Source organism: Burkholderia sp. FL-7-2-10-S1-D7 (genome assembly GCF_001524185.1).
In the GTDB taxonomy this organism is placed as follows: domain Bacteria; phylum Pseudomonadota; class Gammaproteobacteria; order Burkholderiales; family Burkholderiaceae; genus Burkholderia; species Burkholderia diffusa.
The window spans coordinates 92,454-113,823 of the sequence record NZ_LOWY01000074.1; the positions used below are offsets into that span (position 1 = coordinate 92,454).

Below are 21,370 nucleotides of genomic sequence, written 5' to 3' on the forward strand. Positions count from 1 at the left end.
GATGGCGTTGCGGTCGCGCGGCCGCACGTCACGTCCGGGGCTCGGGCGAATCGGTGAGAAAGGCGTCGCGGAATGCGTCGAGATACCGGTCGGCGTCATCGCTGAATTCGCCCGGCAGCAGCGCGAACGCGCGAGCCTGCAGATCCTGCCCGAGCGTCGCGTAGATCGCTGCGTCGGATAACAGCGCGCGGATCGCATCGTGCGTTTGCGGCGAAGCAATCCGCCTTGCATCGCGCGCCAGCAGCGCGGCCGCCGCCAGTTCAGGCTGGAAACCGTGCCGCTCGAGCAGGTCGGGCGCGACGTCCCAGATCCGCTCGCGATTACCCGCGTCGTGAAAATGCGTGAGCAGGAACAGCAGGTCGTACGCGTCGCTGTTCTGGCGTGCGCGCCGGTCCTTCCACGCGAGCAACTTCAACAGCGCAAGGGCCGGCAGGCTCGCCACCGGCACCGCGATGTCGGCCGCGATCGACACGACCTGCGCCGTATCGACCGCCTCCTGAAAGCCCAGCACGTTCAGCACGAAATCGCCGCCCGGTGGCCAGGCGATTTCGCCGGGCGGCGCCTCGAGCGGCCCGAACGGCACGAGATCGAGCTCCGTGCGAAAGCCTTGCGTCCCGTTGTCGAACAGCAGTTTCTGCTGATGCTTCGGTGCGCGTGCGAATTGCTCCGTCGCGACGAGCGCATCGACGAGCCGTTCGTGAAACGGCCAGCTCACCGCGCACACCGCGACGTCGACGTCCCGCGTCGCACGCACCGGCCGGATGCCGTGGACATGCCACATCAGGATGTCGCGCGCGGTTGCGCCGGCGACGACGAATGCCGCGTCGAGCTGCGCGCAAGCCGCACGGACCGCCTGCAGCAACGCGACCGCCGCCGGCTCGAGCGGCCGGCGCGCGTCGACTTCAAGCGGGCGGGTGGGCGAGGTATCGGTCATGGATGTGTTCGGCGGCGGCAAGATTGCGGCTGTCTCCGGACGAGACGAGGTCCGCGTAGATCAGCAGCGGCGGCACGAGCGGCATGTCCTGCTCGCGCCAGTCGAGCGCCGGCGACGGCGGCCAGAATGCTTCGAGCAGCTCGACGTCGCCGCGCTCGTCCGGGCGCAGGCGCGCCTGGAGCAGCAGGCGGTTCGACACGGCGCCGTGCGTATAGACGGTGACCGCGGCCGGCTTCAGGTCGTGCGTCAGCAGGTCGGCCGCGGGTTCGCCGCCGAGCCGCGCGTCGAATGCCGCGAAATCGAAACCGCGCCACCAGTCGGGCGCGAGCGCGGCAAACCGCCGGCTGGGCAATTTCGCGCGCAGGCGGCTCGGATACAGCGCGACCCATTCCTGCACGAAGCGCGGCCAGTCGGTAAACGCGCGTTCGCCGTTGCGCCGCTGCGCGATGAGGCCGCGTGCGATCAGATCGTCCATTGCGAGATTGACCGTGCCGAGCGCGACGCCCGACGCGGCGGCGATCGCCCGCAGCGGTTGCGTGACGAGGCTCGGCTGTGTCGCCAGCGCGAACATTACGGCGAGCCCCTTGGGCGTCGTCGCGCGCGATGCCTGCCGGCGTGGCGTGCGTGCAGGTTTCGGCCGGCCGGAGATCATCACCGTCGCCTCCGGCTGGATCAGGCACGCGTTGCCGGCGGTATCGATAAACGGGATGTCGTGCTCGATCAGGCGGGCGGCCAGTTCGGCCGATAAATACGGCGTGACCAGCATCAGCGGCCGTTCGGCGGACGCTGGAGGAGCACGGCGGCGCAACGCGGCGAGCGCGCCTTGCAGCGATTCGACGCCGATGCTCACAACCACCGGCATCGCGAATGTTTGCCCGGCAATGCCGAAGCGGATCATCGCGTCGGCATGCGCGTGGTATGCGGCCGGCACGCGCACGGGCCGTGCGTTGAAGCGCCGGGTCACGCGTTCGAACGCGGCACAGGCTTCGTCGAGCACATGCTGTTCCGTTATCGGCAGGGTGGCGTTCTCGGGCATCGGGGCGGATCGCTTGTTCACTTTTTCGCTAGTGTATACAGAAAATGTACAGCCGTCAAAAAATGAACAAATACGCTCAACCCATTGATATACCGCAATTATTCAGGAATGACGAACGGCAATCAACGCGCACTCCCACCTTAAAAATCGAGACGGAACACGCAATGTCGCGAATCCCGATCGCAGGCGGCAGTCGTCCGCATGGCCGTTTCCTTCCGCCGTGCGATTCGTCGTGTACCCCGACGATCGACAGGCAACTCCAGGTTGTCGCGGCGACGACTTTCTGTCTTTTCGGTTGCCGCTCAACCGACTATCCTTGCCTGCACATTCCCACGGAACCCAGGAGACGACACCGTGACGCACAGCGTGATCCCCGCAGGCCTCGCCGACGAAATGATTGAGATCCGGCACCGCATTCATGCCCACCCCGAGCTGGGTTTCGAGGAATTCGCGACGAGCGACCTCGTCGCCGGGCAGTTGCAGACGTGGGGCTATACGGTGCATCGCGGGCTCGGCGGCACGGGTGTCGTCGCGCAGATGAAGGTCGGCAACGGTACGCAGCGCCTCGGCCTGCGCGCCGACATGGACGCGCTGCCGATCCACGAATCGACCGGCCTGCCGTATCAGAGCACGATCCCCGGCAAGATGCACGCGTGCGGCCACGACGGCCACACGGCGATGCTGCTCGCGGCCGCGAAGCACCTGGCGCGCGAACGCCGCTTTTCCGGCACGCTGAACCTGATTTTCCAGCCGGCCGAGGAAGGGCTCGGCGGCGCGAAGAAAATGCTCGACGACGGGCTGTTCGAGCAGTTCCCGTGCGACGCGATCTTCGCGATGCACAACATGCCGGGTTTCCCGACGGGCAAGTTCGGCTTCCTGCCGGGGCCGTTCATGGCGTCGTCGGATACCGTGATCGTCGACGTGCAGGGGCGCGGCGGCCACGGCGCGGTGCCGCACAGGGCGATCGACCCGGTCGTCGTGTGCGCGCAGATCGTCGTCGCGCTGCAGACGATCGTGTCGCGCAACGTGTCGCCGCTCGACATGGCGATCGTCACGGTGGGCGCGATCCACGCGGGCGAAGCGCCGAACGTGATTCCCGACCGTGCGCAGATGCGCCTGTCCGTGCGCGCGCTGAAGCCGGAGGTGCGCGACCTGCTCGAGACGCGCATCAAGGAAGTCATTCATGCGCAGGCCGCCGTGTTCGGCGCGACCGCGACGATCGACTACCAGCGCCGCTACCCGGTGCTCGTCAATGACGCGGAGATGACCGCGTTCGCACGCGGCGTCGCGCGCGAGTGGGTCGGCGACGCGAACCTCATCGACGGGATGGTGCCGCTCACCGGCAGCGAGGATTTCGCGTTCCTGCTCGAGAAGCGGCCGGGCTGCTACCTGATCATCGGCAACGGCGACGGGGAGGGCGGCTGCATGGTGCACAACCCCGGTTACGACTTCAACGACGCGGCATTGCCGACCGGCGCATCGTACTGGGTCAAGCTGGCCGAGACGTTCCTGGTGTGACGCCACGGCGCATCGATGCGGGCGCCGCCGCCTGTTGCATACCTGCGCGGCCGTGAAACCGGGCGCGGGATGCGCGCCGATTTGACGCTCCTTGACATCGACGAAGCGGTGCGCGTGCTACGCTGCGCGCGACGCCGGATCGGCTCGATGAATACAGGTGTGGACGACATGCGAAAACAGTTTCTGACCGTGCTGACGGCCTGCGCGGTCAGTGTTCTGGCGGCCGGGTGCGACGACCAGAAGGTCGCTGACGCGGTGAATGCGATCAAGCCCGATCCGATGGCGTTCGGCAATCTGCAGCCGGGCGTCTCGACGACCGAGGACGTGCTGCGTCAGGCTGGCAAGCCCGAGATGGTCAGGCAGGGCGAGGACGGTTCGCAGCGGTTCGAGTATCCGCGCGGCCCGTACGGCACGAGCACGTACATGCTCGATTTCGGGCCGGACGGCCGGCTCGTGTCGATCACTCAGGCACTGACGGCGGCGAACATCGCGAAGGTCGTGCCGGGGATGTCGAAGGACGACGTGCGGCAACTGCTCGGCAAGCCGACCGAGGTCGCGCAATACGCGTTGAGTCATGAAGAAGTGTGGAGCTGGCACTGGGCCGAGGGCGGCGTATCGGGCGACGCGATGTTCAATGCGCATTTCTCGCCCGACGGCACCGTGATCCGGACTTCACGCTCGGAAGCGCCGGGCCGCGAAACGCACTGACATCGCGGCTGCGCGGCATCCGACGGTTTTTCGTCAGAATGCCGTGCCGCCGAACAGCGCGGCCGCCATTTCCGGATTCGATGGCCAGTACATGTGCATGTACGTCGCGACGATCGGGCCCGCGCGATACACGGCTTCGCCGCTGCCGGGCGCGCCGTCGGGCCGCGCAGCGGTCGCCACCGGTGCCAGCGGCGTATCGAGCCGCGAATAATGAAACGTATGACCGCGCATCTGCCCGGTGCGCGTGTCCAACTGCTGCATCCCGAGCGCCGCGAACCGGCGCTGCATCGTCGCATGGCCCGACAGCAGGCCGAGCATCGGCGTCGTCGAGCCGTCCACATCGGTCAGCGATTCGCACAGATACACCATCCCGCCACATTCCGCGACGATCGGCCGGCTGGCCGCCGCGTGCGCGCGAATCGTCCGCGCGGTCACGGCATTCGCCGCGAGCGTCGCCGCATGCAGTTCCGGATAGCCGCCCGGCAGGAACAGCGCATCGCAATCGGCGGGGACGGGTTCGTCGGCGAGCGGCGAAAAGAACCGAAGCTGCGCACCGAGCGCATCGAGCAGCGCCAGATTCGCCGGGTAGATGAACGAGAATGCCGCATCGCGCGCGATCGCGATCCGCTTGCCGGCGAGTGCGCGCGGCAGCGGGGCGCGGGCGTCCGGCGCCGCGAACGAAACCGCAGGCGGCAATTCGGCGAGCGCCGTCTGCGCGAGCACGTCGGCCGCACGCTCGAGCCGCGCATCGAGGTCGTCGATGTCGGCCGGCTGGTGCAGGCCGAGATGGCGCTCCGGCAGCGCGATGCCCGCATCGGCCGGCACGTGCCCGAGCCAGCGCAAGTCGTCGGGTAACGCCTGCCGCAACAGTTCCGCATGCCGCGGCGACCCGACGCGGTTTGCCAGCACGCCGTGAAACGGCACCTCGGGGCGGAACCGCGCGAGCCCGAACGCGATCGCCGCGAACGTCTGCGCCATCGACTTCGCGGCAATCACCGCGACGACCGGCACGCCGAACGCGACCGCGAGATCGGCGCTGCTCGGCGTGCCGTCGAACAACCCCATCACGCCTTCGATTAGGATCAGATCCGCGTCGCGTGCGGCATCGGCGAGCAGCGCACGGCAGCCGGCTTCCCCGACCATGCCGAGGTCGAGCGCATGCACGGGGGCACCGCTCGCGCGTTCGAGCAACATCGGATCGAGAAAATCAGGCCCGGTCTTGAACACGCGCACGCGCCGGCCGAGCCGCCGGTGCAGCCGCGCGAGGCCGGCCGTCACCGACGTCTTGCCCTGGCCGGACGCGGGCGCGCTGACGAACAGCGCGGGGCAGGCCGGCATCGTTCAGAACTCCACGCCGGGCTGTGCCTTCACGCCTTGCTCCTTGTACGGATGCTTGACGAGCCGCATTTCGGTGACGAGGTCGGCCGCATCGATCAGTGCATCCGGCGCATGCCGGCCAGTGACGACGACGTGCACCGAATCCGGCCGCCCGACGAGCGTCGCGAGCACTTCGTCAAGCGGCAGATATTCGTACTTCAGCACGGTGTTCAGCTCGTCGAGGATCACCATCCGGTACTCACCGCTTTCGATCATCCGGCGTGCCTCGTCCCAGCCTTTGCGCGCGGTCGCGATGTCGGCGTCGCGGTTCTGCGTGTTCCATGTGTAGCCGTCGCCCATCGTCACGAAGTCGCATTGCGCGACCGCGCCGAGGAAGTCGCGCTCGGACGTGTGCAGCGCGCCCTTGATGAACTGCACGACGCCGAGCCGCATGCCGTGGCCGAGCACACGTACGGCCATGCCGAACGCGGCCGTGCTCTTGCCCTTGCCGTTGCCGGTGTTGACGATCAGCAGGCCCTTTTCCTGAGTGGCGGCAGCCTGCTTTTTTTCATGGCCGGCGCGGCGGCGTTCGGTCATCCGCTGATGGGATTCGGCATCGGTCTTCATCGGGAATCGTCCTGTCGAAAGCGAAACAAAGGGTTCAGAGCGGGCCGGCGAGCGCGACCGTCACGCCGCCCAGGATGGATTTGGGGCCGAGCAGCCGGCCCCGCGGCGCCGCGAGCCGAGCGCACGGCTCGGCCACGCCTGCGACGCCGAAACGCGCGAGCGCGGCAGCCGACGGGCCGCTCAATGCCGGTTCGGGGCAGTGCGCGAGCTGCGCCGCGTCGAACGCGACGAGCGGCCAGCCGCGGCGTGCGCACAGCGTGCGCAGCGGCCGGGCACGCGCCTTGTCGGCAAGCGTCGCGACGATGGCCGGCTCGGCATCCGGGTAGTGCGCCAGCGCCGCGCGGATCGCGGCATCGAGTTGCGCGGCCGTCACGTCCGCGCGAAAACCGACGCCGAGCGCGACGCGCATCATGCACGGCCGCCGAGCGCCGCGCGTACCGCCGGATCGTCGGCGAGCGCCGCGACGCGACCGATCACGACGATCGCGGGCGAACCGATACCGGTCGCATCCACGCGTTCGACGATGGTGTCGAGCGTAGCGAGCACGTGCCGCTGCTCGTCACGCGTCGCGTTCTCGATCGCCGCGCACGGCATGTCGCCGGGCATGCCGCCGTCGCGCAGCGCGGCCACGATCGCGTCGAGCCGGCGTATGCCCATGTAGATCACGATCGTCATCCGCGTCGCGGCCAGCGCGCGCCAGTCGGGCTCGTCCGCACCCGCGCCGTGGCCCGTGACGAAGATCACGCCCTGCGCATCGCCACGATGCGTGACCGGAATGCCGAGCGCGGCCGGGGCCGCGATACCGGCCGTGATGCCGTGCACGACCTCGACCGGGAAACCCGCCGCGCCGAGCGCGAGCAGCTCCTCGCCGCCGCGGCCGAATACGAACGGATCGCCGCCCTTGAGCCGCGCGACGCTGCGGCCTGCGCGCAGATGCGCGAGCATCGCGGCGACGATCGCTTCCTGCGGCGTCGACGCATGGCCGCCGCGCTTGCCGACGTACTCGATGCGCGCGTCCGCGCGCGCATGGCGCAATACGTCGGGGTTCACGAGGTCGTCGACGAGCAGCACGTCGGCCGCGGCGATCGCTCGCACGGCCTTCAGCGTCAGCAGATCGGCGTCGCCGGGGCCGGCGCCGACGAGCCAGGCGCGGCTCATCGGACGCGGCACGGCACACACCGTGTCGTGGCAGTGGAAAGGGGGCGGCGAGCGGCACATCGGCGGCCGGCGGACAGGCAAGGCATGGATGGATCGGGCGAAGCCCGCGCGAACGCGGGCGGGAAGCGCACCCCATCCGTCCCCCGCGGATCGGGCGTTCGGCGAGCAGCGGGCTCGCCCCTTGCGTCGGCCGGTATCCGGGCTGGCCGCTTGCCAGACCGCAGCCTTCCCGCCCGCTGAAGGGCAGTGGCATCGCGGGCGGCCTGGGCGCGTGCGGGGGGAACCGCGGCGCGCGGGCGGCGTACCGTTGCGGGGACAGCACAGGCCGGGCGGGCTTCCGCCTCCTGTTTCCCGTTTAACTGCGTGCGCGGAAATGCGCATGCGAGCACCGAACGCGGCGCATACGATAGCACAGCGGTCGACCCGCGCGAACCCGCCCCGCAGGCGCCGCGAGTGCCCCAGGCACGATGCCGCGGCCGTGCCGAACGCGCCGCGGCGGCCCGTTTCGCCTTGACGCTCCCCGCACCGCCGCCTACACTCGCACGCGTTTTGGTGCTCGCGTGCGCTCCTCCGGCGCGCGCAGTTAAACGGGAAACAGGGAGCCTGCCTGCACCGCAGTCGAGCCAACCTGTGCTGCCCCCGCAACGGTAAGCGAACGCATCGCGCTCAGCGCGATGCAGCGCCGCTTCGCCGCATGCCTGCCGCATGCGGACGACCGCCACTGGATGCCGCGCATCCGGGAAGGCGAAGCGGCGTGTTCGTCAGCCCGGATACCGGCCAGAACGTGGGGTTCAGCGCCGCGGGGAGGCGGCGCATCGTCCACGGCCGCAGCACGCCCGACGCCCGAACGTTGCCCGCTTCCTCCGCCGAACCGTCAGCCGCAGCACGCGCGCGGGCCGGGGCGAAGAACGGCCAGCGGCGCAGGCGGGGCCGACGACGGCCGTGTTGGCATTCACCATGTCGACCGTTCTCAAAGGAGCATCATGCTCGACTCGTTCTTCCGCCTGTTCAACGACAGCCCATCCGGGCTGCGCGGCAAAATCGTCGCGATCTATTCATTGCTCGTCGCATTCAACGTCGGCGCGTGGATCTGGGCCTTCGTCGCGTTCCGCGACCAGCCCGTGCTGCTCGGTACCGCGCTGCTCGCCTACGTGTTCGGCCTGCGCCACGCGGTCGACGCCGACCACATCGCCGCGATCGACAACGTCACGCGCAAGCTGATGCAGGAGGGCCGCAGCCCGCTCGGCGCGGGGCTGTTCTTCTCGCTCGGCCATTCGACGGTGGTGATCGTGATGTCGGTTGCGGTCGCGCTGACCGCGGCGTCGCTCGCGCGCTTCGAGAGCATGAAGACCTGGGGCGGCGTGATCAGCACGAGCGTGTCGGCGTTCTTCCTGCTGGTGCTCGCGGCCGCCAACCTGCTGATCCTGATCTCCGTCTACCGGACGTTTCGCGCGGCCCGCCGCGGCGAGACGATCGTCGACGCCGACCTCGACATGCTGATGAACCAGCGCGGCGTGCTGGCCCGCCTGTTCCGGCCGTTGTTCCGCCTCGTGTCGCGCAGCTGGCACCTGTATCCGGTCGGCTTCCTGTTCGGCTTCGGCTTCGATACCGCGACCGAAATCGCGCTGTTCGGCATTTCGGCCACGCAGGTGCAGGGCGGTCTGTCGTTCTGGTCGGTGATGGTGCTGCCGGTCCTGTTCACCGCGGGCATGACGCTCGTCGACACGACGGACGGCATCCTGATGATGGGCGCGTACCGCTGGGCGTACGTGCGGCCGATCCGCAAGATCTACTACAACATGACGATCACGTTCGTGTCGGTGCTGGTCGCCGCGCTGATCGGCGGCATCGAGGTGCTCGCGCTGCTCGCCGATAAACTGTCGCTGCAGGGCCCCGTGTGGGATTTCTCCACGATGGTCGCATCGCATTTCGGGATGCTCGGCTACGTCGTGATCGGCCTGTTCCTCGCGTGCTGGATCGTGTCGGCCGCGATCTATCGCCTCAAACGCTACGACGAGATCGACGTGACGCTCTCGGCCTGACTCCCTTTTCGACACAGGACCCACCATGACCTTACGCAAGCTTCCCGTCACGATCGTCACGGGCTTTCTCGGCAGCGGCAAGACCACGCTGATGCGCCACATCCTGCAGCACGCCGAAGGCCGCCGCATCGCGGTGATCGTCAACGAATTCGGCGAGCTCGGCATCGACGGCGAAATCCTCAAGGGCTGCGGCATCGGCTGCGAGGACGCAGACGGCGTGCCGGGCGAAGCGTCGGGCCAGCTGTACGAACTCGCGAACGGCTGCCTGTGCTGCACCGTGCAGGAGGAGTTCTATCCGGTGATGGAAGCGCTCGTCGAGCGCCGTGCCGACATCGATCACGTGCTGATCGAGACGTCGGGCCTCGCGCTGCCGAAGCCGCTCGTGCAGGCCTTCAACTGGCCGACGATCCGCAACAGCTTCACGGTCGACGCGGTCGTGACCGTCGTCGACGGTCCGGCCGCCGCGAGCGGCCAGTTCGCCGAGAACCCGCAGGCCGTCGACGCGCAGCGCCGCGCCGATCCGAACCTCGACCACGAATCGCCGCTGCACGAACTGTTCGCCGACCAGCTGTCGTCCGCCGATCTCGTGATCGTGAACAAGGCCGACCTCGTCGCCGACGCGCAGTTTGCCGAGGTCGAAGCCGCGATCCGCGAGGAAATCCCGCCGCAGGTGAAGATCGTGCGCGCGACGCGCGGCGAACTGGACGTCGCGATGCTGCTCGGGCTCGAATCGGCGTCGGAGGAAACGATTCACCTGCGGCACGACCATCACGGCTCGGCCGACGACGGCGATCACGACCACCATCACGACGATTTCGATTCGGTGGTGGTGTCGGGCGATGCGGGCACGCGCGAAGCGACGATCGCCGCGCTGCAGCGCGTCGTCGAGACGCACACGATCTACCGCGCGAAAGGGTTCGCCGCGCTGCCCGATGCGCCGATGCGGCTCGTGATCCAGGGTGTTGGCCGACGCTTCGACAGCTACTTCGACCGTCGCTGGCAGGACGGCGAAACGCGTGCGAGCCGCTTCGTGCTGATCGGCGAGGATCTCGACGCGGCCGCGCTGCAGCGCGCGTTCGACGCCGCGTGCGCGGCCGACCTGCAACAGGCGTAACGCGCGATGCATCTGCTGCGCACCACGCCGGGCGGCTTCGTCGACGATACGCAGGGCGTCGTGCGGATCGACCAGCAGCCGGCCGACATCGTGATCCTGAGCTCGGCCGACACGACGCTGTCGCTGCTGGCCAGCGTCGTGCCGAAACTGCCTGCCGGCTTTCCGAGCGTGCGGCTTGCGAACGTCACGTTCCTGCGGCAGCCGGCGTCGATCGATTTCTATGTCGACGACGTGCTGCGTCACGCGAAGACGGTCGTGATCGATCATCTGGGCGGCGAAGCTTATTGGCCGTACGGGATCGAGCAGGCCGTGTCGCTCGCGTCGAAACGGAAGCAGCAGCTGGCGATGTTCTCGGGCGACCTGCAGGAAGACCCGAACCTCGTCGCGAAGAGCACGGTCGCGCCCGACCTGTGCCGGCGGTGGTGGCGCTATCTGCGCGAAGGCGGAATGCACAACGCCGAAGCGTTGCTGCGCAGCATCGCGTTCCATACGCTCGGTTTCGGCGACGAGCCCGAGCTGCCGCGCCCTCTGCCGGCCGCCGCGCTGTATCACCCGGCGCGCGACCCGGCGAGCGTCGACGACTGGCGGGCGCACTGGACGCCCGGCGCCCCCGTCGTCGCGATCCTGTTTTATCGCGCGCACTGGCAGGCCGCGAACACCGCGGTGTTCGACGCGCTGGCCGATGCGCTCGTGCGCGAGGAGCTCAATCCATTACCGATCGCGGTCACGTCATTGAAGGATGCGGTGAGCCGCGAGGTCATCACGCAGCTGTGCGACACCCACGGTGTCGCGCTCGTGCTGAACACCACCGCTTTCGCGGCCGGCGCGATCGACAGCCCCGAGCCCGACGTGCTCGCCGGCGATGCGCCGGTGCTGCAGGTGATCCTGTCCGGCGGCAACCGCGACGCGTGGGTGGCTGACAACCAGGGGCTGCATGCGCGCGACATCGCGATGCACATCGCGTTGCCCGAGGTCGACGGGCGCATCGTCACGCGCGCGGTGAGCTTCAAGGGGCTGGCCTACCGTTGTCCGCACACCGAAGTCGACGTCGTGCGCTACCAGCCGGACGCCGAACGCATCGCGTTCGTCGCGGCGCTCGCGCGCGGCTGGTGCCGGCTGCGCACGCTCGACAATGCCGACAAGCGCATCGCGTTGATCCTCGCGAACTATCCGCAAAGCGAAGGGCGGATCGGCAACGGCGTCGGGCTCGACACGCCGGCGTCCGCACTGCATGTGCTGGCGGCGCTGCGCGATGCGGGCTATGCCGTGGCCGACCTGCCGGCCGATGGCGACGCGCTGATCGCGCGACTCACCGAAGGCGTCACCAACGACGCGGCCGTGCATGCGTTGCGCCCCGCGTTCCAGAGCTTCCCGCTGGCCGATTACGTCGCGCGTTTTTCGCGTCTGCCGGCCGCCGTGCGCGACGCGCTGAACGCACGCTGGGGCCCGCCCGAAGCGGAGCCGACGCTGCGGCAGGGGCGCTTCACGATTGCCGGCTGGCGCGCGGGCAACGTGTTCGTCGGCATCCAGCCGTCGCGCTCGCGCGGCGAGAACGACTATGCGAGCTACCACGATGCGGATCTCGTGCCGCCGCACGCGTATCTCGCGTTCTATTTCTGGCTGCGCGATGCGTTCGGCATCGACGCGGTCATCCACCTCGGCAAGCACGGCAACCTCGAATGGCTTCCGGGCAAGAGCGTCGCGCTGTCCGACGCGTGCTGGCCCGACCTGACGCTCGGGCCGCTGCCGCATCTGTATCCGTTCATCGTCAACGATCCGGGCGAGGGCAGCCAGGCGAAGCGCCGCGCGCAGGCGGTGATCGTCGATCACCTGATGCCGCCGCTCACGCGCGCGGAAAACTACGGCCCGCTGCAGGATCTCGAACGGCAGGTCGACGAATACTACGAAGCGCTGATGGTCGACGCGCGACGCGCGAAGCTGCTGAGGAAAACGATCCTCGCGACGATCGCGGAACACGGGCTGCATGACGAACTGAGCGTGTCGCCGCCGCGCGATGCGGGCGACGAGGATGCGCTGCTGACGCGCGTCGACGCGTGGCTGTGCGAATTGAAGGAAGCACAGATTCGCGACGGGCTGCACGTATTCGGCGTGTCGCCCACCGACCGTCAGCGACGCGACACACTGCTCGCGCTCGCGCGTTTTCCGGTCGGCGACGGCAAGGGCGAACGCGCGGGGCTGATCGGCGCGCTCGCGCGCGATCTCGCGCTCGGCGACGATTTCGATCCGCTCGCGGCCGACTGGGCCGCACCGTGGACCGGCCCGCGGCCGGCCGTTCTGCAAGCGCTCGACGCGTCGCCGTGGCGCCATGCCGGCGACACGCGCGAGCGGCTCGAACGGCTCGCGCAGCATTGGCTCGACGGGCTGTGCGGGTCCGTTTCCGGCGAGACCGGCGCCGATGCCGACCCAACGCCGCCCGGCGACTGGCCGCACACGCACGCCATGCTCGAACGCGTGCGCTCGACGCTGCTGCCCGCACTCGACGCATGCGGCGGCGAAGAACTGCGCCAGCTGCTGCGCGGGCTCGACGGCTGCTTCGTGCCGCCGGGGCCGAGCGGCTCGCCGTCGCGCGGCCGGCCCGACGTGCTGCCGACGGGCCGCAACTTCTATTCGGTCGATACGCGCGCGGTGCCGACGCAGGCCGCGTGGTCGCTCGGACTGAAATCCGCGCAGCAGCTGATCGAACGCCATCTGCAGGATCACGGCGACTATCCGCGCGCGATCGGGTTGTCGGTCTGGGGGACGGCCACGATGCGCACCGGCGGCGACGACATCGCGCAGGCGTTCGCGCTCCTCGGCGTGCGGCCGAAATGGGCGCACGGCAGCCATCGCGTGACCGACTTCGAGATCCTGCCGATCGAGATCTTCGACCGGCCGCGCATCGACGTGACGCTGCGCGTGTCGGGCTTCTTCCGCGACGCCTTCCCGAACCTGATGCACCTGTTCGACGCGGCTGTGCAGGCCGTTGCCGCGCTCGACGAGCCCGAGGCACTGAACCCGATCCGCGCGCGCGTCGAACGCGAACGCGCGAAATGGATCGAGCAGGGCGTGGCGCCGGACGAAGCGCGGCGTCGTGCCGGCTGGCGCGTGTTCGGCGCGCGGCCGGGCAGCTACGGCACGGGCCTGCAGGACCTGATCGACCAGCGCCGCTGGCAGACCGACGCCGATCTCGCCGATGCGTACCGCCAGTGGGGCGGCCATGCGTACGCGCAGAACAGCGCCGGCGACGCCGCGCCCGACGTGTTCGGCGAACGGCTCGCGACGATCGACGTCGTCGTGCAGAACCAGGACAGCCGCGAGCACGACATCCTCGATTCGAACGACTACTACCAGTTCCAGGGCGGGATGACGGCAGCCGTGCGGCACCTGTCGGGGCACCAGCCGAGCATCTACCACGGCGACCATGCGAACCCGGTCGCGCCGAAGATGCGCACGTTGCGCGAGGAAATCGCGCGCGTGATCCGTTCGCGCGTCGTCAATCCGAAATGGCTCGACGGCGTGAAACGCCATGGCTACAAGGGCGCGGCCGAAATGGCCGCGACCGTCGACTACCTGTACGGCTATGACGCGACCGCGCGCGTGCTGTCGGACCACCAGTACGCGCTCGTCGCCGACGCGTACCTGTTCGACGACGACACGCGCGCGTTCCTCGAACGCCACAACCCGAAGGCGCTGCACGGCATCTGCGAACGCTTCGTCGAAGCGATGCAGCGAGGGCTGTGGCAGCAGCCGGGCGACTATCGCGAGCGGATTGAAGCGGTCTGGCTCGACAGCGAACAATTTCAGGAAGGAGGACGGCGATGACCGATCCGACGACGCATCGCGCCCGCGCGGTATTCCCGTTCGCGGCGCTGGTCGCGCAGCAACCGCTGCAGCAGGCGCTGCTGCTCGCGGCGATCGACCCGTCGCTCGGCGGCGTGCTCGTCAGCGGGCCGCGCGGCACCGCGAAATCGACCGCCGCACGCGCGCTCGCCGAACTGTTGCCTGAAGGAGCATTCGTCACGCTGCCGCTGTCGGCGAGCGACGAACAGGTCACGGGCACGCTCGATCTCGCACATGCGCTCGCTGAAAACGGCGTGCGCTTCCGGCCGGGCCTGCTCGCGCGCGCGCATCGTGGCGTGCTGTACGTCGACGAGGTAAACCTGCTCGCCGACGGGCTCGTCGATACGCTGCTCGACGTCGCCGCGAGCGGCGTGAACGTGGTCGAGCGCGATGGCGTGTCGCATGCGCATGACGCGCGCTTCGTGCTGGTCGGCACGATGAATCCCGAAGAAGGCGAACTGCGCCCGCAACTGCTCGACCGCTTCGGGCTGATGGTCGAACTCGAGAACTGCTTCGATGCCGCGCAGCGCGAGCGGATCGTGAAGGCACGCCTCGCGTTCGATCTCGACCCGGACGCGTTTCGTGCACGTCACGCAGCCGCGCAGCGCGAACTCGGCGACCGGATCCACGCGGCGCGGGCACGGTTGTCGGCGCTGGATTTCGACGATGCGGTTCATGCGCGCGTCAGCGCGCTGTGCATCGACGCGTCCGTCGACGGCCTGCGCGCCGACCTCGTGATGCTGCGCGCCGCGCGCGCGCTCGCGGCGCTGGAGCAGGCCGACGCGGTGACGGTGTCGCACGTCGAACGTGTGGCCGACGCGGTGCTGCGGCATCGGCGTCATGCGGGTACGCCGCCGTCGTCGGGCGCGACGCGGTCGAATGCCGAGGCCGGCGGCAACCGCGACGACGGTACGCCCCCGGACATGCGCCGGCAGCCCGACGCTCCACCGGGCGCGGCCCGACACGACGCGACTGCGGCGCAAGGCGACTGGGGCTACCTTCCGCCCGAGCCGGCCGGACTGCGTGACGTGAAGAGCGTGGTGCCGCTGCCGTTAAAAAAACGCTGAGCCATCGAGCTGACGCCGCCGCGAACGCCGTTCGCGGTCCTCGATGGCAACCAGGCGCTGCCGCGCGCGTGCCGGGCACGGTGCGTGCCGGCACGGCCGTTGCTTGGCCAGCGACGCTCGCCGCGAAGCGCGGCGCCCCGCTGCACGCGGACCATCTGCGTTTCCGCAAGCGGGCCGGCACACCGCGCGCACTCCATTGCTTCGTGCTCGACTGTTCTGCGTCGATGCTGTCGCACGATCGGCTCGCGCTCGCGAAAGGCCTGATCGTCGCGTACTTCGATCAGGCCGCGCGCGACCGCGTGGAAACCGCGCTGATCTGCTTCGGCGGCAACGGCGCCGCGCGGCGCTTCGGCCCGGCCGTGCCGCGCTGGTGGAACGCGCGCTGGCTCGAACCGGTGGACGGCGGCGGCGGCACGCCGCTTGCCGACGGCATCGCGGCCGCCGCGCAATTGCTCGCGGGCGTCGCACGGCGTACGCCGGACCGGCAGCGCTGGCTATGGGTGCTGTCCGACGGACGCACGCGCGAAACGCCGCCGAGACCGGTGGCCGCCGATCACGTCGTGTTCGTCGACTTCGACGACGCGGCCGTGCGAATCGGGCAGGGCAGGCGGCTCGCCGATGCATGGGACGCGCAATGGATGACGGCCGCATCACTGTGCCCCGGGGCGGCCGGCTGATCGCGTGGTCAGCCGTGCGTGGCGATCGCCGGCGCTGCGCTATGATCGCCTTTTCTACCCACCGGAATGCCTGCCATGCAAGTACTCGTCGATGCCGACGCGTGTCCCGCCGTCATCAAGGACATGCTGTTTCGCGCCGCGCGTCGTGCCGAGATCTGCGTGACGCTGGTCGCGAACCAGTTCCTGCGCACGCCGCCGTCTCCGTTCATCAAGGCGCTGCAGGTGCCGGCCGGCTTCGACGTGGCCGATGCGCGGATCGTCGAACTCGCGCAAGCCGGCGATCTCGTCATCACCGCCGACATCCCGCTGGCCGCTGCCGTCCTCGACAAGGGCGCGCATGCGCTCGACCCGCGCGGCAACTGGTTCAGCCGCGAGAACATCGAGGAACGGCTGTCGACGCGCGCGATGATGGAACAGCTGCGCAGTTCGGGCATCGATACAGGCGGCCCGGCCCCGTTCAGCGCACGCGACGGCAAGGCGTTCGCGTCGCAATTCGATCGGTTCGTGGCTCGCCACGGCAAACCGTGACATACCGGGCGTCGATCGTGCGATACGTCACCGGTTTCGCGTCGAAACGTCGGCTACGGCAGAATACGGATTCGCCGCGATATTGAAGTCGAGGCGCGAACGCTTCATCGGAGAGCACGGATGTCACCGACCCAACTTCTCGTTCCGACCTTCACCCAGATGCTGCGCGCGCAATCCGCGTGGCTCGACAAGGCCGCCGCGCACCGGCAGGCCGAGGGCAACGCGCCCGATGCATTGCTGACGCTCAAGCTCGCGCCCGACATGTATCCGCTCGCCGCCCAGGTGAGGTTTTCGTGCTTCCAGGCAATGGAACCGGTCTACCGTCTGCGCGGCGAAGCGCTGCCGGACGCGCTGCTGGCGTTGCGGGAAGCCGGCTGGCATGCCGACGCGCAGCCCGGCACGCTGAGCGACGCGCAAGGGATCGTCGCCGGCACGATCGCATTCCTCGGCGAACTCGCGCCCGACGCACTCGACGGCGGCGCCGCGCTGCCGATCGCGCTCGAACTGCCGAACGGCATCGCGTTCGACATGACGGGCGAGCAGTACGCGCGCGATTGGGCGCTGCCGCAGTTCTACTTTCACGCGATCGCCGCGTACGCGATCCTGCGCCATCACGGCGTCGAGCTCGGCAAGGCCGACTACGTGCCGCACATGCTGGCCTACGTGCGGCCCGGCACGATTCCGCAGGGTTGAACGGTTGAGCGGACGATCCGGCCGCCGTGCACCGGCATGACACGGGCCCTGTTCATCTGTAGCCGCAACCGGCTGCGCAGCCCCACGGCCGAGGCGGTGTTCGCCGCGTGGCCGGGCGTCGAAACCGACTCCGCGGGCCTCGCGCCCGACGCGCAGACGCGCTTATCCGCCGAGCAACTCGAATGGGCCGAGATCGTGTTCGTGATGGAGCGTGCACACAAGGCGAAGCTGTCCGCGCGATTCGGCATCAGGCTGAAGCACAAGAAGATCGTCTGCCTCGACATTCCCGACCGCTACGCGTACATGCAGCCGGAACTGGTCGCGCTGCTCGAGCGCAAGGCCGGTCCGTTGCTGCGCACCTGAGCCGCGCGGGCCGGTTCAGCGCGAGCGGAGCCGCCCGTCCGCGAGCGCGGGAAAGCGGTCGAGGTGCAGCAGTTCGATGATCTTGCGGGTCGGCACGCTGGCGCGCAGCGTCTCGAGCTGTTCGACGTCGAACCACTTGCAGCGCGCGATCTCGTTGCTCGCGCGCGGCGTCAGGTGTTTCGGCACGTCGGCCACGAACACGTGATGGAGCTTCGTGAGGCCGCCGAACTGCACCGCATAGTCGAGCGCGAGCCCCTCCAGTCGCGTTTCCTCCGCGAGTTCCCGCTGCGCGGCCTCCAGCGGCGTCTCGCCGCGCCGGATCGTGCCGCCCGGCAGCGACCAGCGCGCCGCGGTGCGGGCGACCAGCAGCACGCTGCTGCGCTGGCGGCACACGATCGTGGCACGTTCCTTGATGCTGGCGACGGTATCCGGCCCGATATTCATGTTCGGCAAAACTGGTGCTGAATCGTGGTGGAAATGTAGGTCGACCGGCGTTGCCGGCCTGTCGCCCGATCGTCGGGCACGGCGGCATGCAAGCCGCCACGCCGATCTTACCGGGCGTTCGTGACAGTTCCGTGCGCTGTCGCGCGCAACGCGCATCGCATTACGCGTGCGTGTAGAGCCCCGAACGTGCCGGTTTCCCGGACCGCCCATGACGCCGCTTGTGGATCGCACGCCGGTGCTGATGCGGTGGCGGCGTCACGTGCGGGCGCGTGGGCGCGGGCCGTGCCGTCGGCGCAGCGGCTCGCGGCTGTGATTGTCCCTCGCCAAAATGGAAGGTCTGAGTTTGCGCGCGGGCGACGCCCAGCGTCGACGCCAGCATGATGGCCGCGAGCAGCATGTGTTTCATGAAAGGTCCGCCTTTATCCAGTGAGCACCTTGCGCCAGCTTAGCGAACCGCGGCCCGGCGCCGCAACCGGCCTGCGTTCGGTGTCGTCTCCACGTGCGGGCGGCCGCGTGCTTCGCACGGCTGCCGGGCATATCCGGCTTGACAATAAAATTCCCGAGTGTGAATATAAATTCACACACAAGAATTATCGTTCGCGTCCGGAAACCCGTGCCGCCGCTGTCGGCACGGCAGAACGGACGGTCCGATCAACCGGGAGCAGGAGCGAGACGCATGGCGGAGCTGGAGCAGCAGGGCGCGTTGGCGGGGTTGCGCATCATCGATCTGTCGCGGGTGCTGGGCGGCCCGTACGCGACGCAGATTCTCGCCGACCACGGCGCGGAGGTCATCAAGGTCGAACCGCCGTCGGGCGACGAGACGCGCACCTGGGGGCCGCCGTTCGACGGCGACACCGCGTCGTATTTCCTCGGCGTGAATCGTAACAAGCTCGGCATCGCGCTCGACCTGACGAAGCCGGAGGATCGCGAGCGGCTGCTCGGCCTGCTCGAGCACGCCGACGCGCTGGTTGAAAACTTCAAGATCGGCACGATGGAGCGCTGGGGCCTCGGCTTCGATACGCTGCACGCCCGCTTTCCGCGTCTCGTCCATTGCCGCGTGTCGGGCTTCGGCGCGGACGGCCCGCTCGGCGGGCTGCCCGGCTACGACGCGGCCGTGCAGGCGCTGGCCGGGCTGATGAGCGTGAACGGCGAGGCGGGCGGCGCGCCGCTGCGCGTCGGCGTGCCGATCGTCGATCTCGTCACCGGGCTGAACGCGGCGCTCGGCGTGCTGATGGCGCTGCGCGAACGCGATGCGAGCGGGCGCGGCCAATTCGTCGAATCGACGCTGTTCGACTGCGCGCTGTCGATCCTGCATCCGCATACGCCGAACTTCTTCCATTCGGGGCGGGCCCCGGTGCGCACCGGCAACGCGCATCCGAACATCACGCCTTACGACAGCTTTCCGACCGCGAGCGTCGACATCTTTCTCGCGGTCGGCAACAACGGGCAGTTCGCCGCGCTGTGCGACGTGCTCGGCACGCGCGAGTGGCCCGACGATCCGCGCTTCGCCGACAACCGCGCGCGCAGCGCGAATCGCGCCGCATTGCGCGCGCTGCTCGAAACGGCGCTGGCCGAATACGACGGCGCGGCACTCGCCGAGCAGCTGATGCGCCGCGGCGTGCCGTGCGCGCCCGTGCTCGGGCTCGACGCGGCGCTCGACCATCCGCACGTCGCGCATCGCCGGATGAAGGTCGAACTGGGCCGGCATCGCGGCATCGCGTCACCGATCAAGCTCGGCCGCACGCCGGCCACGTACCGGCGGCCGCCGCCCGCGCTGAACGAACACGCGGCGCAGGTGTTTGCCGGCGACGCACGCGACGACAACGGCCCGCGTCGCGACTGACCCGCAGCGTGGCCGGCGGCGTGCGGCACCGCACGCCCGCGCGCCCTTCGCACATCACACCGCGTCGCTTCCGTTCCTGTTCGCCGCCACCGTGCCGATGGTCTTCGCCGCAGTCGCGACGGGCGTGTTTCCGTTGTGAGCGTCCGTATCCGTCGGACCGCGCCGGCCTCCATCAAGAAGGCCGCTCCGAAACCCGGCGTCGTCTCGCGCGCGGCGCGCTGTTCACGTTCTCCTGGAGGGCAATCCATGCAGTTCGACCTGACCGACGACCAGCGCGCGATCGAAAGCGCGATCGAGAAAATCTGCGAGCGCTTCGGCGACGACTACTGGCTCGAACGCGATCGCGCGGGCGGGTTTCCGTCCGACTTTCACGCGGCGCTCGCCGAGGCCGGCTGGCTCGGCATCGCGATGGACCCGGCCCACGGCGGCGCCGGGCTCGGGATGACCGAGGCTGCGCTGATGATGCGCACGATCAGCGCGTCGGGTGCCGGCCTGTCGGGCGCATCGGCCGTCCACATGAACATCTTCGGGCTGAACCCCGTGCAGGTGTTTGGCAACGACGCGCAGAAGGCGCGCTTCCTGCCGCCGCTGATCGCCGGACGCGACAAGGCCTGCTTCGCGGTGACCGAGCCCGATGCCGGACTCGACACGACGCATCTGACCACGCAGGCGCGTCGCGACGGCGACCACTACGTGCTGAGCGGCCGCAAGATCTGGATCTCGACCGCGCAGGTCGCGAACAAGATGCTGATCATCGCGCGCACGACCCCACTCGACCAGGTCGCGAAGCCAACCGACGGCTTGAGCCTCTTCTACACCGACCTCGACCGTTCGCGCGTCGAGGTGCGCGAGATCGAGAAAATGGGCCGCAAGGCCGTCGATTCGAACATGCTGTTCATCGACGACCTGCGCGTGCCGCGCGACGACCTGATCGGCAACGAGGGCGACGGTTTCCGCTACCTGCTGCACGGGCTGAACCCCGAGCGGATCCTGATCGCCGCCGAGGCGATCGGCCTCGGTCAGGCCGCGCTGCGGCGCGCAACGCAGTATGCGTGCGAACGCGTCGTATTCGGCCGGCCGATCGGGCAGAACCAGTCGATCCAGCATCCGCTCGCGCAGGCATGGATGCAGCTCGAGGCCGCGTGGCTGATGGTGATGAAAGCCGCGACGCGCTACGACGCGGGGCAGTCGTGCGGCGCGGAGGCGAACGCCGCGAAGTACCTCGGCGCGGAAGCCGCGTTCCAGGCGTGCCAGACGGCGATCGCGACGCACGGCGGGATGGGCTATGCGAAGGCGTACCACGTCGAGCGCTACCTGCGCGAGTGTATGATTCCGAGGCTCGCGCCGGTGAGTCCGCAACTGATCCTGTGCTACATCGCGGAGAAGGTGCTCGGGCTGCCGAAGTCGTACTGACGCGCGGCGGCCCGCCCGGCGCGCGATTTCCCGTTCCGAATCAAGCGC

The 21,370-nt window shown here is 69.1% G+C and carries 20 protein-coding genes and 2 riboswitches; of the genes, 12 read left to right on the plus strand and 8 right to left on the minus strand.

What is annotated here, in order from left to right; all coding sequences use genetic code 11:
* Positions 1–28 precede the first annotated feature (28 nt).
* Complete coding sequence (locus tag WS75_RS22725) at positions 29–934, minus strand: nucleotidyl transferase AbiEii/AbiGii toxin family protein (protein WP_059683354.1); 906 nt, start codon at positions 932–934, stop codon at positions 29–31.
* Positions 903–1,970, minus strand: a complete 1,068-nt coding sequence (locus WS75_RS22730; protein WP_059683724.1) for a type IV toxin-antitoxin system AbiEi family antitoxin — start codon at positions 1,968–1,970, stop codon at positions 903–905. Before WS75_RS22730 ends, WS75_RS22725 begins: the two co-directional genes overlap by 32 nt.
* A gap of 354 nt (positions 1,971–2,324) precedes the next feature.
* Between WS75_RS22730 and WS75_RS22735 the strand changes: the two genes are divergently transcribed.
* Together WS75_RS22735 and bamE are read left to right on the plus strand one after the other, a co-directional pair.
* A complete protein-coding gene (locus tag WS75_RS22735; RefSeq protein WP_059683356.1) occupies positions 2,325–3,488 on the plus strand; it encodes a M20 aminoacylase family protein in 1,164 nt (387 codons plus the stop codon).
* Positions 3,489–3,656: 168 nt separating this feature from the next.
* A complete protein-coding gene (bamE, locus tag WS75_RS22740; RefSeq protein WP_059683727.1) occupies positions 3,657–4,196 on the plus strand; it encodes an outer membrane protein assembly factor BamE domain-containing protein in 540 nt (179 codons plus the stop codon).
* A gap of 33 nt (positions 4,197–4,229) precedes the next feature.
* On the opposite strand, the gene WS75_RS22745 is transcribed toward bamE, so the two are convergent.
* The 4 genes from WS75_RS22745 to cobA are packed head-to-tail and all read right to left on the minus strand — an operon-like array spanning position 4,230 to position 7,298.
* Entirely contained in the window at positions 4,230–5,534 is a 1,305-nt protein-coding gene (locus WS75_RS22745) for a cobyrinate a,c-diamide synthase (RefSeq protein WP_059683358.1), read from the minus strand.
* Positions 5,535–5,537: 3 nt separating this feature from the next.
* Complete coding sequence (gene cobO, locus WS75_RS22750; RefSeq protein WP_059524395.1) at positions 5,538–6,140, minus strand: cob(I)yrinic acid a,c-diamide adenosyltransferase; 603 nt, start codon at positions 6,138–6,140, stop codon at positions 5,538–5,540.
* A gap of 34 nt (positions 6,141–6,174) precedes the next feature.
* The gene (locus WS75_RS22755; RefSeq protein WP_059683360.1) at positions 6,175–6,552 is read right to left on the minus strand and encodes a cobalamin biosynthesis protein; all 378 of its coding nucleotides are present in this window, start codon (positions 6,550–6,552) and stop codon (positions 6,175–6,177) included.
* Entirely contained in the window at positions 6,549–7,298 is a 750-nt protein-coding gene (cobA, locus tag WS75_RS22760) for a uroporphyrinogen-III C-methyltransferase (RefSeq protein ID WP_059683361.1), read from the minus strand. The genes WS75_RS22755 and cobA overlap by 4 nt, the downstream gene beginning before the upstream one ends.
* Positions 7,299–7,469: 171 nt before the next feature.
* A riboswitch (cobalamin riboswitch) is annotated at positions 7,470–7,707 on the minus strand.
* 124 nt (positions 7,708–7,831) lie between these two features.
* A riboswitch (cobalamin riboswitch) is annotated at positions 7,832–8,094 on the plus strand.
* 187 nt (positions 8,095–8,281) lie between these two features.
* On the opposite strand from cobA, the gene WS75_RS22765 reads away from it, so the two are divergent.
* From WS75_RS22765 to WS75_RS22800, 8 genes are all read left to right on the plus strand, one after another.
* The gene (locus WS75_RS22765) at positions 8,282–9,340 is read left to right on the plus strand and encodes a HoxN/HupN/NixA family nickel/cobalt transporter (RefSeq protein WP_059683363.1); all 1,059 of its coding nucleotides are present in this window, start codon (positions 8,282–8,284) and stop codon (positions 9,338–9,340) included.
* Positions 9,341–9,365: 25 nt separating this feature from the next.
* Positions 9,366–10,454 carry a cobalamin biosynthesis protein CobW gene (gene cobW / locus WS75_RS22770; protein ID WP_059683365.1) on the plus strand — a complete coding sequence of 363 codons (1,089 nt, stop codon included), beginning with the start codon at positions 9,366–9,368 and terminating at the stop codon, positions 10,452–10,454.
* A gap of 6 nt (positions 10,455–10,460) precedes the next feature.
* A complete protein-coding gene (gene cobN, locus WS75_RS22775; protein WP_059683366.1) occupies positions 10,461–14,276 on the plus strand; it encodes a cobaltochelatase subunit CobN in 3,816 nt (1,271 codons plus the stop codon).
* Entirely contained in the window at positions 14,273–15,361 is a 1,089-nt protein-coding gene (locus WS75_RS22780; protein WP_059683368.1) for an ATP-binding protein, read from the plus strand. Before cobN ends, WS75_RS22780 begins: the two co-directional genes overlap by 4 nt.
* A 68-nt stretch (positions 15,362–15,429) precedes the next feature.
* A complete protein-coding gene (locus WS75_RS22785; RefSeq protein WP_059683370.1) occupies positions 15,430–16,038 on the plus strand; it encodes a vWA domain-containing protein in 609 nt (202 codons plus the stop codon).
* A 75-nt stretch (positions 16,039–16,113) separates the two neighbouring features.
* Positions 16,114–16,566 (plus strand): YaiI/YqxD family protein, encoded by a 453-nt coding sequence (locus WS75_RS22790; protein WP_059683373.1) that lies wholly within the window; start codon positions 16,114–16,116, stop codon positions 16,564–16,566.
* 120 nt (positions 16,567–16,686) lie between these two features.
* Positions 16,687–17,259, plus strand: a complete 573-nt coding sequence (locus tag WS75_RS22795; RefSeq protein WP_059683375.1) for a DUF1993 domain-containing protein — start codon at positions 16,687–16,689, stop codon at positions 17,257–17,259.
* 36 nt (positions 17,260–17,295) lie between these two features.
* Positions 17,296–17,622: a low molecular weight protein tyrosine phosphatase family protein gene (locus WS75_RS22800; RefSeq protein WP_059683377.1), complete on the plus strand. Its 327-nt coding sequence runs from the start codon at positions 17,296–17,298 to the stop codon at positions 17,620–17,622.
* Positions 17,623–17,637: 15 nt separating this feature from the next.
* Here the strand turns inward: WS75_RS22800 and WS75_RS22805 are convergent, their stop codons facing one another.
* Complete coding sequence (locus WS75_RS22805) at positions 17,638–18,066, minus strand: NUDIX hydrolase (protein WP_059683379.1); 429 nt, start codon at positions 18,064–18,066, stop codon at positions 17,638–17,640.
* Positions 18,067–18,226: 160 nt separating this feature from the next.
* Positions 18,227–18,472 carry a hypothetical protein gene (locus tag WS75_RS32695; protein ID WP_082729704.1) on the minus strand — a complete coding sequence of 82 codons (246 nt, stop codon included), beginning with the start codon at positions 18,470–18,472 and terminating at the stop codon, positions 18,227–18,229.
* A 270-nt stretch (positions 18,473–18,742) separates the two neighbouring features.
* Between WS75_RS32695 and WS75_RS22810 the strand changes: the two genes are divergently transcribed.
* Both WS75_RS22810 and WS75_RS22815 read left to right on the plus strand, forming a co-directional pair.
* Entirely contained in the window at positions 18,743–19,909 is a 1,167-nt protein-coding gene (locus WS75_RS22810; RefSeq protein WP_059683380.1) for a CaiB/BaiF CoA transferase family protein, read from the plus strand.
* Between the two features lie 246 nt (positions 19,910–20,155).
* A complete protein-coding gene (locus WS75_RS22815; RefSeq protein ID WP_059683382.1) occupies positions 20,156–21,322 on the plus strand; it encodes an acyl-CoA dehydrogenase family protein in 1,167 nt (388 codons plus the stop codon).
* Positions 21,323–21,370: the final 48 nt, after the last annotated feature.